The organism is Intestinimonas sp. HCP28S3_D6, assembly GCF_052065695.1.
GTDB lineage: Bacteria > Bacillota > Clostridia > Oscillospirales > Oscillospiraceae > Intestinimonas.
The window spans coordinates 1-14,515 of the sequence record NZ_JBQHTM010000059.1 but is presented as its reverse complement, the minus strand read 5'-3'; the positions used below and the strand labels follow the sequence as shown (position 1 = coordinate 14,515).

General features: G+C 64.4%; 13 protein-coding genes and 2 pseudogenes. 11 read left to right on the top strand and 4 right to left on the bottom strand.

The genetic code is table 11. From position 1 onward, the window contains the following. The first annotated feature begins 109 nt into the window (after positions 1-109). The gene (locus ACTNBK_RS15030) at positions 110-199 is read left to right on the top strand and encodes a hypothetical protein (RefSeq protein ID WP_441147339.1); all 90 of its coding nucleotides are present in this window, start codon (positions 110-112) and stop codon (positions 197-199) included. A gap of 134 nt (positions 200-333) precedes the next feature. After that, positions 334-843, top strand: a pseudogene (locus ACTNBK_RS15025) (MFS transporter); the annotation flags it as partial. Positions 844-897: 54 nt separating this feature from the next. On the opposite strand, the pseudogene ACTNBK_RS15020 reads toward ACTNBK_RS15025, so the two are convergent. The 4 genes and pseudogenes from ACTNBK_RS15020 to thiS form a co-directional block, all read right to left on the bottom strand. Further along, positions 898-1,557, bottom strand: a pseudogene (locus ACTNBK_RS15020) (2-iminoacetate synthase ThiH); the annotation flags it as partial. Positions 1,558-1,570: 13 nt separating this feature from the next. Continuing rightward, positions 1,571-2,353 carry a thiazole synthase gene (locus ACTNBK_RS15015; protein WP_441147337.1) on the bottom strand — a complete coding sequence of 261 codons (783 nt, stop codon included), beginning with the start codon at positions 2,351-2,353 and terminating at the stop codon, positions 1,571-1,573. A gap of 43 nt (positions 2,354-2,396) precedes the next feature. Then, positions 2,397-3,032, bottom strand: coding sequence for a sulfur carrier protein ThiS adenylyltransferase ThiF (gene thiF, locus ACTNBK_RS15010; protein ID WP_441147335.1), 636 nt, complete (start codon positions 3,030-3,032; stop codon positions 2,397-2,399). Between the two features lies 1 nt (position 3,033). Then, positions 3,034-3,228, bottom strand: coding sequence for a sulfur carrier protein ThiS (gene thiS, locus ACTNBK_RS15005; RefSeq protein WP_441147333.1), 195 nt, complete (start codon positions 3,226-3,228; stop codon positions 3,034-3,036). Between the two features lie 250 nt (positions 3,229-3,478). On the opposite strand from thiS, the gene ACTNBK_RS15000 reads away from it, so the two are divergent. The 9 genes from ACTNBK_RS15000 to ACTNBK_RS14960 form a co-directional block, all read left to right on the top strand. Continuing rightward, a complete protein-coding gene (locus tag ACTNBK_RS15000) occupies positions 3,479-3,796 on the top strand; it encodes a rhodanese-like domain-containing protein (RefSeq protein ID WP_441147331.1) in 318 nt (105 codons plus the stop codon). A 13-nt stretch (positions 3,797-3,809) separates the two neighbouring features. Further along, complete coding sequence (locus tag ACTNBK_RS14995) at positions 3,810-5,531, top strand: FAD-dependent oxidoreductase (RefSeq protein ID WP_441147329.1); 1,722 nt, start codon at positions 3,810-3,812, stop codon at positions 5,529-5,531. A 148-nt stretch (positions 5,532-5,679) separates the two neighbouring features. Further along, positions 5,680-6,360, top strand: coding sequence for a hypothetical protein (locus ACTNBK_RS14990; RefSeq protein ID WP_441147327.1), 681 nt, complete (start codon positions 5,680-5,682; stop codon positions 6,358-6,360). A gap of 170 nt (positions 6,361-6,530) precedes the next feature. Then, positions 6,531-6,965 (top strand): MarR family winged helix-turn-helix transcriptional regulator, encoded by a 435-nt coding sequence (locus ACTNBK_RS14985; RefSeq protein ID WP_441147325.1) that lies wholly within the window; start codon positions 6,531-6,533, stop codon positions 6,963-6,965. After that, positions 6,962-8,716, top strand: a complete 1,755-nt coding sequence (locus ACTNBK_RS14980; protein ID WP_441147323.1) for an ABC transporter ATP-binding protein — start codon at positions 6,962-6,964, stop codon at positions 8,714-8,716. The genes ACTNBK_RS14985 and ACTNBK_RS14980 overlap by 4 nt, the downstream gene beginning before the upstream one ends. Further along, positions 8,691-10,499 carry an ABC transporter ATP-binding protein gene (locus ACTNBK_RS14975; RefSeq protein ID WP_441147321.1) on the top strand — a complete coding sequence of 603 codons (1,809 nt, stop codon included), beginning with the start codon at positions 8,691-8,693 and terminating at the stop codon, positions 10,497-10,499. Before ACTNBK_RS14980 ends, ACTNBK_RS14975 begins: the two co-directional genes overlap by 26 nt. A gap of 146 nt (positions 10,500-10,645) precedes the next feature. After that, positions 10,646-12,142 carry a hypothetical protein gene (locus ACTNBK_RS14970; RefSeq protein WP_441147319.1) on the top strand — a complete coding sequence of 499 codons (1,497 nt, stop codon included), beginning with the start codon at positions 10,646-10,648 and terminating at the stop codon, positions 12,140-12,142. Between the two features lie 127 nt (positions 12,143-12,269). Beyond that, positions 12,270-14,063 (top strand): S-layer homology domain-containing protein, encoded by a 1,794-nt coding sequence (locus ACTNBK_RS14965; protein WP_441147317.1) that lies wholly within the window; start codon positions 12,270-12,272, stop codon positions 14,061-14,063. 209 nt (positions 14,064-14,272) lie between these two features. Next, the coding region (locus tag ACTNBK_RS14960) for a hypothetical protein (RefSeq protein WP_441147315.1) at positions 14,273-14,515 on the top strand (243 nt) is incomplete at its 3' end.

The window sequence follows — 14,515 nt, the reverse complement described above, 5'->3', positions numbered from 1 at the left end:
GTAAATGTTTCCTGTTTCTTCATCCCCATACACCACCATTGCGTTGATAGTGTTATTATCCCACATCCGGAGCCTTTATGGTAGTGCGGATTAAATCAGAGATTCCCTAATGCGTGACGCCAAGATCTATCAGATCTTTGAGGGCACCAACCAGATCCAGCGGGTCGTCATCTCCGGTATCCAGGCCGCCCGGAAGTAAGACAAAAAGCAGGCAAAAATCCAGCCCCCGGGGACACAGGGCTCTGACGGTGTCCTCGGGGGCCTTCTTATCATGGCGCGGCGGCAGACATCGGACGCCGGCCGCACAAAAGCGATGGGAGGTTCTTGGAGCCCATGGATACTTGTGCCGATCTGCAGATAACCTCCATTCCGGCCCGCCGCCGTTACTTGGTGGTCGGCTCTCTGGGAATGCTGTTTTCCGGGATCATCTACGGTTGGTCGATTTTGAAAGCCCCCATGATGGAGGCCTTTGGCTGGAATGCATCTCAGATGGCGGTCAACTACACGCTGACCATGTGCTTTTTCTGCCTTGGGAGCCTGTTGACTGGGCTGCTTTTGCGGCGGATCCCCGTCAAACTGCTGCTGCTGGCGGCGGGTGTGCTTGTCTGCACGGGATTCGTTATGACCGCCCGGATGGAGGGACACTCCGTCTGGGAGTTATATATTTCTTATGGTATGGCCATTGGCTTTGGCAGTGGCCTGTCTTACAATACGCTGCTCTCCGTAGCAGGTATGTGGTACCCGGACAAGAAGGGACTCTGCTCTGGAATCATGATGATGAGCTTTGGGCTGAGCGCTATGCTACTGGGACAAGTATGCGTGCGGCTGTTCTCCAGCCTTTCGACGGGTTGGCGGGGCACATTCACCTGCGTGGGAATTGCAGCATTGTTTGTGATGATAGTCGGCGCCACAGGAGCGGAGGTAGCGGTACTCGTCGCTGTTCACCGGATAGATCTCCAGGCCCACCATGCGAAAGTATTTCCGGGCCAGCTTACAGGCCTCGCCGATGTACTCCACACCACTCATGGACCGGCTCTCGCCGGTGAGGAGGAGCACCTCCTCCATGCCGGAATCGGCGATGACCTGCATCTCGTGCTCGATCTGCTCCGTGCTCAGCTTCATGCGCTTGATGTGGTTGTAGCAGTTGAAGCCGCAGTAGATGCAGTAGTTCTCGCAGTAGTTGGCAATGTACAGAGGGGTGAAAAGGTAGACCGTGTTGCCGAAGTGCTTGCGGGTCTCCAGCCGGGCCCGCTGGGCCATCCGCTCTAGGAAGGGTTCCGCTGCCGGGGAGAGAAGGACCTTGAAGTCCTCGATGGAGCAGGTCTCGTGGTCCAGAGCCGCCTCCACATCCCGGGCGGTATAGCCCTCTGGGTCATAGGCGTGCATCTGGGCCATCACCTTGTCCATCACATCGGACTGGATGCGCTCCATGCCGGGGAGATAGGCCATGTGGTCGGTGCGGCTGGAGGGATCGGTCTCCAGCTTGTGCTTGCGCTCCAGGGCCTGGGGGCTCAGAAACGCCGAGTCCACCAGGAACTGATTTTCCTTGTTTTCCATACCGCGCCTCCTCTCAGTCCCAAAGGAAGCCGGTGAGGGGGTCGGATGCGGCGGCGCCCCGGACCAATACCCGGCCCAGCCCGGACAGATAGGCCTGCCGGCCTGCCTCGATGGCCTTGCGGAAGGCGGAGGCCATCAGGGGCAGATCTCCGGCGGTGGCCAGGGCGGTGTTGGCCATGATGGCCGCCGCCCCCATCTCCATGGCCTCACAGGCCTGGGAGGGCCGGCCAATGCCGGCGTCCACGATGATGGGCAGGTCGATCTCGTCGATGAGGATCTGGATGAACTCACGGGTGGCCAGGCCCTTGTTGGAGCCGATGGGGGAGGCGAGAGGCATCACCGCCGCCGCGCCGGCGTTCACCAGGTCCCGGGCCACATTCAGGTCGGGGTACATGTAGGGCATGACTACAAAGCCCTCCCTGGCTAGGATCTCTGTGGCCCGGATGGTCTCCTGATTGTCGGGCAGCAGGTACTTGGAGTCCCGCATGATCTCAATTTTCACAAAGTCGCCGCAGCCCAGCTCACGGGCCAGCCGTGCGATGCGCACCGCCTCGTCGGCGTTCCGGGCGCCGGAGGTGTTGGGCAGAAGGGTGACCCCCTTGGGGATGTAGTCCAGGATGTTCTCGTGCTCCTTGGTGTTGGCCCGGCGGACCGCCAGGGTGATGAGCTGTGCCCCCGCGTCCCGGACGGCGGCCTCAATGAGCTTCAGGGAGTACTTCCCGGAACCCAGAATAAAGCGGGAGGTAAAGGTGTGTCCGCCGATGACCAGCGGATCGTTCTTCTGCTGTTCTGCCATAGGAATCTCCTCATCTTTCCTTATCGTTTTTGAATGGGCCGTATTACGGCTCTGTCTCCCCGGCTAGAAGCCGGAGAATCATGTTGGCCTGATGGGCGGCGCACACCGCCACCCGAGCGGACACCAGCCCCAGCCCGTCGGAGACATCTGAGGCCTCGTCGCCGCACAGGTACAGCCGTCCAAAGGCACGCCGGGTACAGATGGTGTTGGCGCTGCCCAGCCCCGCCATGCCGGAGGCGGCCACTAGGTACTTCTCCGGAACATGCTCCAGCACGCCGGAGACCAGCATGGCCTTGGCCTCTGGTACGTCGAAGGCCTCGCAGATGATGTCGTCCCCCGCCAGCAGCACCGGTAGGTTGTCCTCTGTCGCCTTGACTGTGTCCATCCGCAGGGTACAGTAGGGGGCGATCCGTTCCAGAGTCTCCGCCAGGGCTTCGGTCTTGTACCGGCCCAGCTGGTCCACCGTGTACTGCTGACGGTTCAGGTTGGTCAGGTCCACCCGGTCGAAGTCGATGAGGTGGAGCTGTCCCACACCCGCCCGGGCCAGGGCAATGGCCACGTTGGACCCCAGACCGCCCAGGCCGCAGATTGCCACCCGTCCGGCATCAAACTTTGCCTGGAGGGTTGCACCATGGCGTTGGGTCAGGGCCAGGTGCATCTCCTCATGTGTGGGGACCATGTCAGCCGCCCCCCACAAAGCCCACTATCTCCAGGGTGTCCCCATCTGCCAGGACGGTTTCCCCGTAGAGCCGTTTGGGCACGATCTCGCTGTTCCGCTCCACAGCTACCCGGGACAAATTGAACCCCGTCTCCGACAGGTAGTCGGACAGAATACGGCCGGCCAGATCCAGCTCCGCTCCGTTGATTTTGACCACGCTTTCGCCTCCTTTTGGACAAAAAAAGCCGCACGAAAGAACTACACCCGTGGTGGTGTACCCCTTCGTGCGGCATTTGCCTTACACTCTGGCGCTTATTATAGCATAAGCGGATGGAATGTCAAGATATGGGGGCGGGCGGTAAAAAGGTGATTTTGTCACAGAAGGGGCGGGCAGTTTTTGGTATGCTAAGCCTGTAAACAAGAAAAGACCGGAGCGGAACCGTCGCCCGGCAAAGGGAGGAACGTGCATGGGCCTGTTTGATTTTTTGCTCCGCCGCCCTGATTTTGAAGAGGGCCTGGAGCGCTGGCGGGCTGCCCCCGGCGCCATTCTGTTGGATGTGCGCACCCCGGAGGAGTACCACGCCGGACATGTGCCCGGGGCCGTGAATTTGCCCCTGGACCGCCTACGCGAGCAGGAGCTGCCCACGGACCGGCCCATCTTCGCCTACTGCCTCAGCGGCGCCCGGAGCGCCCAGGCCTGCGCCTGGTTGAAGCGGCAGGGCTATGAGGCTTTGAATCTGGGCGGCATCAGCGGCTACCGGGGAGTACTGGAGACCAATGGATAAAGGAGGAAACGCCATGAAAGTCGTTATCGTCGGAGGGGTGGCCGGAGGGGCCACCGCAGCGGCCCGTCTGCGCCGCCTGAACGAGGAGGCCGAGATCATCATTCTGGAGCGGACCGGATATGTCTCCTATGCCAACTGTGGCCTGCCCTACTACATCGGGGGGACCATCCAGGACAAGGGGGCGCTGACCCTCCAGACTCCGGAGAGTTTTCGCGCCCGGTTCAACATCGATGTCCGCGTCAAGAACGAGGTTCTCTCTGTGCAGCCAGAGGAGCACACAGTAACTGTCCGCCGCCTGGAGGACGGCAGCGAGTACACCGAGACCTACGACAAGCTGATCCTCTCCCCGGGGGCCAAGGCCATCCGGCCACCCCTGCCCGGCATCGACCTGGAGGGCATCTTCACTCTGCGCACCGTGGAGGACACCTTCCGCATCCGGAACTTCCTGGAGCGGGAGCGGCCCAAGTCCGCCGTGGTGGTGGGCGGCGGCTTTATCGGTCTGGAGATGGCGGAGAACCTGATCCACGCCGGAGTCCACACCACCATGATCCAGCTGGACGACCAGGTGCTGCTGCCTTTGGACAAGGACCTGGCCGGCGAGGTCCACGCCTACCTGCGGGGTCAGGGCCTGGACCTGCGGCTGAGCACCGCCGTCACCGGCTTCCGCCGCCGGGGTGGAAAGCTGGAGACTCTCATCGGGGAGGAGGCGCCAGTGGCCGCCGATTTGGTCATCCTGGCCATCGGCGTGGCCCCTGAGTCCGACCTGGCCCGCCGGGCCGGCCTCACCCTGGGGCAGAAGGGCGCCATCGTGGTGGATGACCACATGCGCACCTCCCACCCGGACATCTACGCCGTGGGTGACGCGGTGGAGCTCACCCACGCCGTCACCGGACAGAAGTCCCTGGTGGCCCTGGCCGGGCCGGCCAACCGGCAGGGCCGGGTGGCCGCCGACCACATCTGCGGCCTCACCCAGGGCTACGCCGGGGCCCAGGGCTCCTCCATCCTCAAGCTCTTCGGCATGACGGCGGCCGCTACCGGCCTCAACGAGCGCGCCGCCAAGGCCGCCGGGGTGGCCTACGACAAGGCGGTGACCTACTCCGCTTCCCACGCCACCTACTATCCCGGGGCACAGAACATGAGCATCAAGACCCTCTTCGACCCGGCCACCGGGCGCATCCTGGGGGCCCAGATCGTGGGCTTCGACGGGGTGGACAAACGCATCGATGTCATGGCTACCGCCATCCGGGCGGGGCTCACTGCCCAGCAGCTCACCGAGCTGGACCTGGCCTACGCGCCCCCCTATTCCTCCGCCAAGGACCCGGTGAACATGGCCGGTTACGTCATCGAGAACCTGCGGAGCGGCCTGGTGGAACAGCACCACTGGGACCAGATGGCCGACCTGCCCGACGACGGTTCGGTGATCCTCCTGGACGTGCGAACCCCCGACGAGGTGAAGCAGCAGGGCCTCCTGCGGCCCGACGCCGTCCATATCCCCCTGGATGAGCTGCGGCAGCGGCTGGGGGAGCTGGACCCGGCCAAAAAGATCTATGTCAACTGCTTCAGCGGCCTGCGTAGCTATCTGGCCTGCCGCATCCTAAGCCAGAGGGGCTTCCGCTGCTCCAATCTGGCCGGCGGCTGGCGGTTCTGGTCCTATGCTGCCACGGACCGCATCCACGACGCCACCCCCACCCATCCCTGCGGCATCCCCACCGAGCGGGGCGGCTGCGGCAAGTAAACCGTCCGAACCCACTCTGGATTGCGCTAGAGATAAGAGGGCCGGCACCATCAGGTGCCGGCCCTCTTTCGGGATACCGTCTTGCGGTGGGGAGTCCGATATGCTAAAATGCCACAAGAACGGTATCCTATTTTGGAGTTGGTAAAAAATGTTCGGAAAGAAAGCCTTCCAGCCCCTGGCCGGGCCTCTGCCGCCTCTGGGGCTGCTGGATTATGAATCCACCATGAAGTTTCGGGAGGACGCCGTGGAGCAGTACCGGGCCAATGGCTGGGACACGGCGGTGCTCCTGGACTGGATGATCCGTACCCTGCTGAGCAGCCTCATGGCAGACAGTGCCTCCCGGATCTTCCTGCCCAAGACCGAGACCGGCCCCTTTGAGCTGGATGACCTGCTGCCGCTCTCCGCTGCGGCGCCTACGGGCCGGGTCAAGCTGCCCCTGAACCGGGTCTTTCTGCTGGCACCGGTCTGGAACAACCGGGAGACCGCTGAGACCCTCCATCAGGCCACCAGGCGCTCCGCGGAGGTGCTGGGGGGTGGGGAGCCGGTGGGAGTCTACCTCAAGGAACTCAACCTGGCCATCGTGGACGCTGACCCCCACGAGAGCCTGTGCTGCCGCTTCCTGGGCCGGGGAGACATCGTCCTGGACAGCTATTCCCTCCGGGACCTGGCCCCCATTCTCCGAACCGACGGACAGGACTGGTTCGTGACGGAGGAGGACGGCGAGGAGAGCTACTGCCCTGTGCTGGAGCCCCGGATGGCCGCCCTCTACCGCCTGGGCTTGGAGCGGTACTACCCCAAGCTCCTGGCCGCCCAGCGGGAGGAGAAGTAGACGATACCAGCAATGTCCCATCAATGTACAGGAAGGCTCCACATCTTATAAGATGTGGAGCCTTCCTGCTTTGCTGTCAGATCTATGCTGGCGCAATGACTTGACAGGGACACGGGATGGTTTATAATTGACATATCAATCATTGATATGTCAACATGGAGGCGGAACAGATGGAACGGACCTTCCACATGCTGCTCTATCGGGCCTTCCACGCCCAGCGGGGGGCGCTGCGCCCCGCCCTGGGGGAGCTGGGCCTGGGGGCGGGACAGCCCAAGCTGCTGGGCTACCTGCGGCGGAACGGCCCCTGCGGACAGCGGGAGCTGGCCAATTACTTTGAGATTGACCCGGCAGCGGTGTGCCGGATGCTGGACAGCCTCCAGAAGGGGGGCTTCGTCACCCGGCGCGCCGACGACCAGGACAAGCGGCGGGATCTCATCGCCCTCACTCCGGCGGGGGAGGCGGCCTGTGAAGCCTGGCAGGAGCGGTGCGGGGCCATGGAGGAGCGGATGCTCTCCGACTTCACCCCGGAGGAGCGGGAGCGCTTTGCCGACTACCTGGGCCGGGCCTACCGCAACCTGAAATCCGAGAGGGGGGATGGGACATGAAAGACCTCAGACGTCTGCTCTCCTACCTGGGACCCTACCGGCGGGACATGTTCATCGGCGCTCTGCTGGTCCTCATCGAGACCGTCTTTGAACTGGTGATTCCGGTGCTCATGGCCGACCTCATCGACGTGGGCGTGGAAAACCGGGACCTCCACTACATCGTGGGCAAGGGCCTCCAGATGGGCGTCTGCGCCCTGCTGGCCCTCATCACCGGCCTCCTCTACGCCCGCTTTGCCGCCCGGGCGGCCTACGGCTGGGGCGCGCGGGTCCGGGAGGCCCAGTACGAGAAGGTCCAGGGCTACGCCTTCTCCAACCTGGACCGCTTCGAGACCGCTTCCCTGGTCACCCGCATGACCACCGACGTGACCGTGCTCCAGAACGCTGTCAACGGCGGCCTGCGCCCCCTCTTCCGCAGCCCCGTCATGCTGCTCATGGGCCTGGGGCTCTCCTTCTGGATGAACGCCGAGCTGGCCATCATCTTCCTGGTGTGCGCCCCCATCCTCGCCATTATCCTCTTCCTGGTGGTCAGCAAGGTGGCCCCCATGTACGGAAAGCTCCAGAAGTCCGTGGACCGCCTCAATAACGTGGTCCAGGAGGGTCTCACCGCCATCCGGGCGGTGAAGGCCTTTGTCCGGGGGGAGTACGAGGAGGACAAGTTCCAGAGCGTCAACCGGGAGCTCATGGCCACCAGCCAGCGCACCTTCCACCTGGCCGTCCTCAACCTGCCCGCCTTCCAGTTCACCATGTATACCGCCATCGTCCTCATCCTGTGGTTCGGCGGCGGCATGATCCTGGACGGCGGATTGCAGGTGGGCGAGCTCACCGGCTTTCTCAGCTACGTCCTCCAGGTCATGAACTCCTTCATGATGATCTCCAACGTGTTCCTCCTCCTCACCCGCAGCCTGGCCAGCGCCCACCGCATCGCCGAGGTGCTGGACGAGGACGTGGTCCTCACCTCCCCTGACGATCCCATCCGGACCGTGCCCGACGGCAGTGTGGACTTCGAGGGTGTCTCCTTCAAGTACCACGCCGACGCCAAGGAGTACGCCCTCTCCGGGGTGGACCTCCACATCGGGGCCGGCCAGACCGTGGGCATCCTGGGGGGCACCGGCTCGGCCAAGACCACCCTGGTCCAGCTCATCCCCCGGCTCTACGACGTGACCGAGGGGGCTGTGAAGGTGGGGGGCCACGACGTCCGGGACTACGACCTCACCGCCCTCCGGGACGCCGTGGGCATCGTCCTCCAGAAGAACGTCCTTTTCTCCGGCACCGTGCGGGAGAACCTCCAGTGGGGCAACCCCGACGCCACCGACGAGGAGTTGTGGGCGGCCTGCCGGGCGGCCTGCGCCGACGAGTTCCTCACCCGGATGCCCGGCGGCCTGGACGCCGACCTGGGCCAGGGAGGCGTCAACGTCTCCGGCGGCCAGAAGCAACGGCTGTGCATCGCCCGGGCTTTGCTGAAAAAGCCAAAGATCCTCATCTTCGACGACTCCACCTCCGCCGTGGACACCGCCACCGAGGGCAAGATCCGCGCCGCCTTAGCCAAACTCACGGGGGTGACCAAGATCATCATCGCCCAGCGGGTGACCTCGGTGATGCACACCGACCTCATCGTCATCCTGGAGGACGGGCGCATCCACGCCACCGGTACTCACGATCAGCTCCTGGCCTCTGACCCCATTTACCAGGAGATCTATACATCCCAGATGAAAGGAGGGGAGGACCATGGCGGCCCGTCCGCTCAGCGGTAAAAAGCCCAAAGATCTGGGCTACACCCTGCGTACCCTGCTCTCCTACATGGGGCGGCACAAGTACCTGCTGCTGGTGGTGGCGGTGCTGGTCACCGTCAGCGCCCTCTGCAACCTCCTGGGCACCTATATGATCCGTCCTGTGGTCAACAATCTGGCCTCCGGCGGCATGAAGGCACTCCTCAAGGGCGTGGCCCTCACCGCCTGCATCTACCTGGCCGGCGCCCTCTCCGCCTGGGGCTACACCCAGACCATGGTCAAGGCGGCCCAGAAGGTCCTCTTCGACATTCGCCGGGACCTCTTCGCCCACCTCCAGACCCTGCCCCTCCGGTTCTTCGACACCCGCCGCCACGGCGACGTCATGAGCTACTTCACCAACGATGTGGACACCATCTCCGACGCACTTAACAACTCCTTCGCCATGGTTATCCAGAGCTTCATCCAGGTGGTGGGCACCCTCACCATGCTCTTTATCCTCAACTGGCGGCTCACTCTGGTGGTGGCGGTGTGCTACATTATCATGTTCCTCTATATCCGTTTCAGCGGTAAGCGCAGCAAGGCATACTACCGCAAGCAGCAGGCCAGTCTGGGCGATTTGGACGGCTACATCGAGGAGATGGTGGCCGGACAGAAGGTGGTGAAGGTCTTTAACCACGAGGGGGAGAATCTCCAGCGCTTCCGGGAGAAGAACGAGGCCCTCCGGCGCTCGGGCACCGGCGCCCAGGCCTACGCCGCCACCATGGTGCCGGCGGTGGTGAGCCTCTCCTACATCAACTACGCCATCGTGGCCGCCCTGGGCGGCTACATGGCCATGGCGGGCATGACCGACGTGGGCAGCCTGGCCAGCTACCTGGTCTTCGTCCGCCAGGCCGCCATGCCCATCAACCAGTTCACCCAGCAGAGCAACTTCCTCCTGGCCGCCTTGGCCGGCGCCGAGCGGGTCTTTGAGGCCATGGATCAGCCCCCGGAGGTGGACGAGGGCACGGTGGAGCTGGTGAAGGAGGCCCGGGGTGGCTGGTCCTGGCGCAAGCCCGACGGCACCTCCGTGCCCCTCCGGGGGGACGTGCGCTTCGACCACGTCACCTTCGGCTACGACCCAGGCCACCCAATCCTCAAGGACATCAGCCTCTTCGCCAAGCCCGGCCAGAAGATCGCCTTTGTGGGCTCCACCGGCGCCGGAAAGACCACCATCACCAACCTCATCAACCGGTTCTACGACGTGCAGAAGGGGACGGTGACCTACGACGGCATCGATGTAAAGGACATCAAGAAGGACGACCTGCGCCGTTCCCTGGGCATGGTTCTCCAGGACACCCACCTCTTTACCGGCACCATCGCCGACAACATCCGCTTCGGCAAGCTGGACGCCACCATGGAGGAGGTGGAGAAGGCTGCCCGCATCGCCAACGCCGACTCCTTCATCCGCCGCCTGCCCCAGGGCTACGACACCATGGTCACCGCCGACGGCGCCAACCTCTCCCAGGGCCAGCGGCAGCTGCTGGCCATCGCCCGGGCCGCCGTGGCCGACCCGCCCGTCCTCATCCTGGACGAGGCCACCTCCTCCATCGACACCCGTACCGAGGCCCTCATCGAAAAGGGCATGGATCAGCTGATGGAGGGGCGGACCGTCTTCGTTATCGCCCACCGGCTGTCCACCGTGCGCAACGCCAACGCCATCATGGTGCTGGAGCAGGGCCAGATCGTGGAGCGGGGCAGCCACGACGACCTGCTGGAGCAGAAGGGTGAGTACTACCAGCTCTATCACGGCATGTTCGAGCTCTCCTGAGGCAAAATTCCGGACCCGGCACACCGATAGGCGTGCCGGGTCTGAATTTTTATGTCCCGCCCCTGTCACAAAACCGGGGACTCAGGCGCTATAAGGGTAGAGATATGGGCCGTGTTCCGGCCCGATAAAACGGGAGGTGCATCCGAATGAGAGGAAAGCTGCCAGCCGCGCTGTGCGCCCTGCTGTGTCTTGCACTGTGCCTGGGGACCGCCAGGGCGGCGGAGGACCAGGAGCTGGGCCGCCAGAGGGGCCAGGCCATGCGCCTGGAGAGCCTGGGCCTCTTCCTGGGGGTGGGCGAGTACAGTGACGGCACCACCGACTTTGCCCTGTGGCGCTCCCCCAGCCGGGCGGAGGCGGTGACCATGCTGGTCCGGGCCCTGGGCAAGGAGGACGAGGCGGCGGAGATGGGAAAGCCCCACCCCTTCACCGATGTGCCCGCCTGGGCCGACGGCTATGTGTCCTACGCCTGGGAAAACGGCCTCGCCAAAGGCGTGTCGGATACCGCCTTCGGCGCCTGGGAGGACGCCACCGGGGAGATGTATGTGACCTTCATGCTCCGGGCCCTGGGCTACGCCGACGGCACCGACTTCACCTGGGACGACCCCTGGACCCTGGCTCAGACCTGCGGCATCCTGCCTGAGGGAGTGGACCGGGACGACTTTAGCCGGGGAGACGCCGTGGAGGTCACCACCGCCGCCCTCTTCGCCGGGCGGAAGGGGATGGACACCACCCTGGCCAACCAGCTCATCGCCCAGGGGGCTTTTTCCCGGGAGGACTTTGACCGGGCCTTCCGGACCTATGAAGAGGCCATGGCAGAGCTCGCCGCCGACGACTTCTACCTGGAGAAGGAGCGCTGGGATTCGGACTGCGGCACGGTGCTGCTGGGAAACGCCGCAGGAACCCCCCACTCCGAAGGCTGGTCCCTCCGTCTGGTGACCAAGCCGGCCTCCGCCCTGGGGGAGGGACTCATCATACAGCTGCCCATCGTCAGAACGGGCACCTTTTCCACGGCTCAGCCAGACCAGGTCTCCCTGAGCGAGGACGGGCTGACCTTTACCTATTCCTTTTACTTCGACCACCCCGATGTGGAGGGCCAGGGCACCCCAGATGAGTATGTGTTCCATGAGGCGGGCACCTACACCTACACCGCAGACCTGTCCACCGGAATGGCGGAGGAGGCGTTCCAGCCCCCCGAGGGTCCTCCCCTCACCCCGGAGGAGGAGCAGCAGGCCTATGACGACGCCATCCATGAAATGATGGAGAACGGCTACGGCAAAGTGGTGCTGAAGCGGTGTGGGGGGGGGGAGACCTGCACCGCCCTGCTCACCCAGAATACGGGGATCTTTCACGCCGGGCTGAGCATCAGCCTGGACCTGGTCGGCAAGCCCGGGTCCCCTCTGGGGGCAGGAGAGTGGATGCACCTGCCCCTGCCCCATGCTGCGCCGGAGGAATACGCCCAGCCCGCCGACCTGGCCTTCAGCGCCGACGGGAATACCCTCACCTACTCCTGCACCGTCCGGATGGACGTGCCCGGCATGGACGGCGTCACCGTCATCCAGGAGAAGGGTACTTACGGCTATACCGTGGACCTGACCGCCGGTGAGGTGAGCACGACCTTTGTCCCGTCGGAGGGAGAAAGGTAGGGCCAATTTTTCGAAAAAATAGAAAAATTCTGCACTTTTTGTCACAAATGGGGGCGTAAAAGCGATATTATCCATAGAGAACGGTCCGCCGGGACCGGAAAACACCAAAATGTGGAGGTGCATCCAAATGAGAGGAAAGATACGGGCCACACTGAGCCTGCTGCTGTGCCTCGTGCTCTGCCTGGGGGCCGCCGGGGCGGTGGGGAGCCGGGACCTGAGCCGTCAGGAGGGCCAGGCCATGCGCCTGGAGGGCCTGGGCCTCTTCCTGGGCGTGGGAGTGGATGAAAACGGCTTCACCGACTTCGACCTGGACCGGGCTCCCAGCCGGGCGGAGGCGGTGACCATGCTGGTCCGGGCCCTGGGCAAGGACGCTGAGGCGGCGGGAATGGCCAAGACCCACCCCTTTGCCGACGTGCCCGCCTGGGCCGACGGCTATGTGTCCTACGCCTATGACCAGGGCCTCACCAAGGGGACCTCGGACACCACCTTCGGTGCGGGAAACACCGCCACCGGGGCCATGTACGTGACCTTCATGCTCCGGGCCCTGGGCTACGCCGACGGTACCGACTTCACCTGGGACGACCCCTGGGCCCTGGCCGGGGACTGCGGCATTGTGCCCGAAACGGTGGACCGGGCGAACTTCCTCCGGGCCGACGCCGTGGACGTCACCGCCGCCGCCCTCTCCGCCAGGCTGAAGGGGACGGAGACTACTCTGGCCCAGAAGCTCATCACCGATGGGGCCATCTCCCAGGCGGCCTGGGACCGGGCCTTCCAGACCTATGAGGCCGCCATGGCGGGGATCGCCGCCAACGACTTCTACCGCGAGGAGGGGCGCTGGGAGTCGGACTACGGCACCGTGGTGCTGGGACTGGTGTCCGGCCTGCCCCGGGGCAACGGCTACACCCTTCAGCTGGTGACTAAGCCTGCCGCCGCCGTGGGGGAGGGTCTGGTCATCGACCTGCCCCTGGACAACAAGGCCGCCCCGACGGAGCCCGCCCTGAGCGATGACGGGCGGACCTTTACCTACAAGGCCGGGACGCTGGGCATCCGCACCGTGGATCTGAGCGCCGTCAGACCGGCTGAGCAGCCCGCCGCCGGAACCGGAACGGGCCGGGACGCCTATGAGGCGGCCGTGAATGCCCTCACCCAGGGGAAGGAGAGTATGCCGGTCACGGTGCTGGACCGTCTGGAGTCCGACCTGTGCACCGTGCTCAGCCTGAGGACGGACGGACTGCCCCGGGGCTCGGTCTACAGCCTGCGTCTGGTCTATAAGGCCGGCTCGGCCAAGGGGGCCGGGGAGACGGTGGCGCTGCCCCTGACCGTGTGCGACGGCATGGGCATCGTGGCCCGGGCGGAAAACCTGTCCCTCAGCGCCGACGGAAAGACCCTGACCTACACCTGCGCCGTCCCCAGAACCGTGCTGTCCGACCCGGGGGACCCGGCGTCGGAGGTGATCCGCGCGGCGGGGACCTACACCTACACCGTGGACCTGTCCACCGGCGAGGCCGACGAGGCCTTCCGGGCGGCCCCAAAGCCCACCCCGGAGGCCGAGCAGGCGGCCTACGACGCCGCCATCGCCCAGCGCACCCAGGAGGGCACCGTCCTGGAGCGGCTGGAGAGCGACTCCTGTACCATCCTCTATACCTCCGCCGCCGGCGCCTCCAGCGGGGAATTCCGGTCCCTGACCCTGGTCTACAAGCCCGGCTCCGCCAAGGGGGCTGGGGAGACGGTAAATGTGGGCCTGCCCCAGATCAGCGACACCGCCCAGGCGGCGCCGGAGGGTATGGCTATCAGCGCCGACGGCAAGACCCTCACCTTTACCTGTACGGTGAAGCAGTCGTCCACGGGACAGGAGACCGGAACCTATCACTACACCATCCCGCTGGACACCGGGACAATAGCATATGAGATCACCCATTGAGTCCGGGAAAAACGCGGGGAGAGCGGACAGCGCTCTCCCCGCCCCTTTTTGGCGCGGCCGGGTAGGGTGGGGAAATTTCCCCAAAACAGGGAGAAAATTTGGGGGCCTCTCTTGTAATTTTGTCACCATTTTGTTACCATTGTGATGTATCCGAAGGGAGGACGGTCTGTGTCTCCCAAGTAGGGAACAGAAAGGTGGAAAACGGGAAAATGAAGAAGAAGGTGCTCTCGCTGGTGCTGGCGTCGGCCATGGTCATGGGCCTGGCAGCGCCTGCGCTGGCGGCGGAAGAGAGCGAAAGCGGCAAGATCGTGATCCTGCACACCAACGATGTGCACTGCGGGATCGACCCTGTGACCGACGAGGAGACCGGGGCCGTGACCAACATGGGCTACGCCGGTGTGGCGGCCTACAAGGCCGAGATGGAGGCCCAGTACGGGGCGGAGAACGTCACC

Coding starts and splice junctions, on each gene's coding strand:
- ACTNBK_RS15030 (WP_441147339.1), top strand. CDS start 110: ATGCGTGACGCCAAGATCTATCAGATCTTTGAGGGCACCAACCAGATC.
- ACTNBK_RS15015 (WP_441147337.1), bottom strand. CDS start 2,353: ATGGCAGAACAGCAGAAGAACGATCCGCTGGTCATCGGCGGACACACC.
- thiF (WP_441147335.1), bottom strand. CDS start 3,032: ATGGTCCCCACACATGAGGAGATGCACCTGGCCCTGACCCAACGCCAT.
- ACTNBK_RS15000 (WP_441147331.1), top strand. CDS start 3,479: ATGGGCCTGTTTGATTTTTTGCTCCGCCGCCCTGATTTTGAAGAGGGC.
- ACTNBK_RS14995 (WP_441147329.1), top strand. CDS start 3,810: ATGAAAGTCGTTATCGTCGGAGGGGTGGCCGGAGGGGCCACCGCAGCG.
- ACTNBK_RS14990 (WP_441147327.1), top strand. CDS start 5,680: ATGTTCGGAAAGAAAGCCTTCCAGCCCCTGGCCGGGCCTCTGCCGCCT.
- ACTNBK_RS14985 (WP_441147325.1), top strand. CDS start 6,531: ATGGAACGGACCTTCCACATGCTGCTCTATCGGGCCTTCCACGCCCAG.
- ACTNBK_RS14980 (WP_441147323.1), top strand. CDS start 6,962: ATGAAAGACCTCAGACGTCTGCTCTCCTACCTGGGACCCTACCGGCGG.
- ACTNBK_RS14975 (WP_441147321.1), top strand. CDS start 8,691: ATGGCGGCCCGTCCGCTCAGCGGTAAAAAGCCCAAAGATCTGGGCTAC.
- ACTNBK_RS14970 (WP_441147319.1), top strand. CDS start 10,646: ATGAGAGGAAAGCTGCCAGCCGCGCTGTGCGCCCTGCTGTGTCTTGCA.
- ACTNBK_RS14965 (WP_441147317.1), top strand. CDS start 12,270: ATGAGAGGAAAGATACGGGCCACACTGAGCCTGCTGCTGTGCCTCGTG.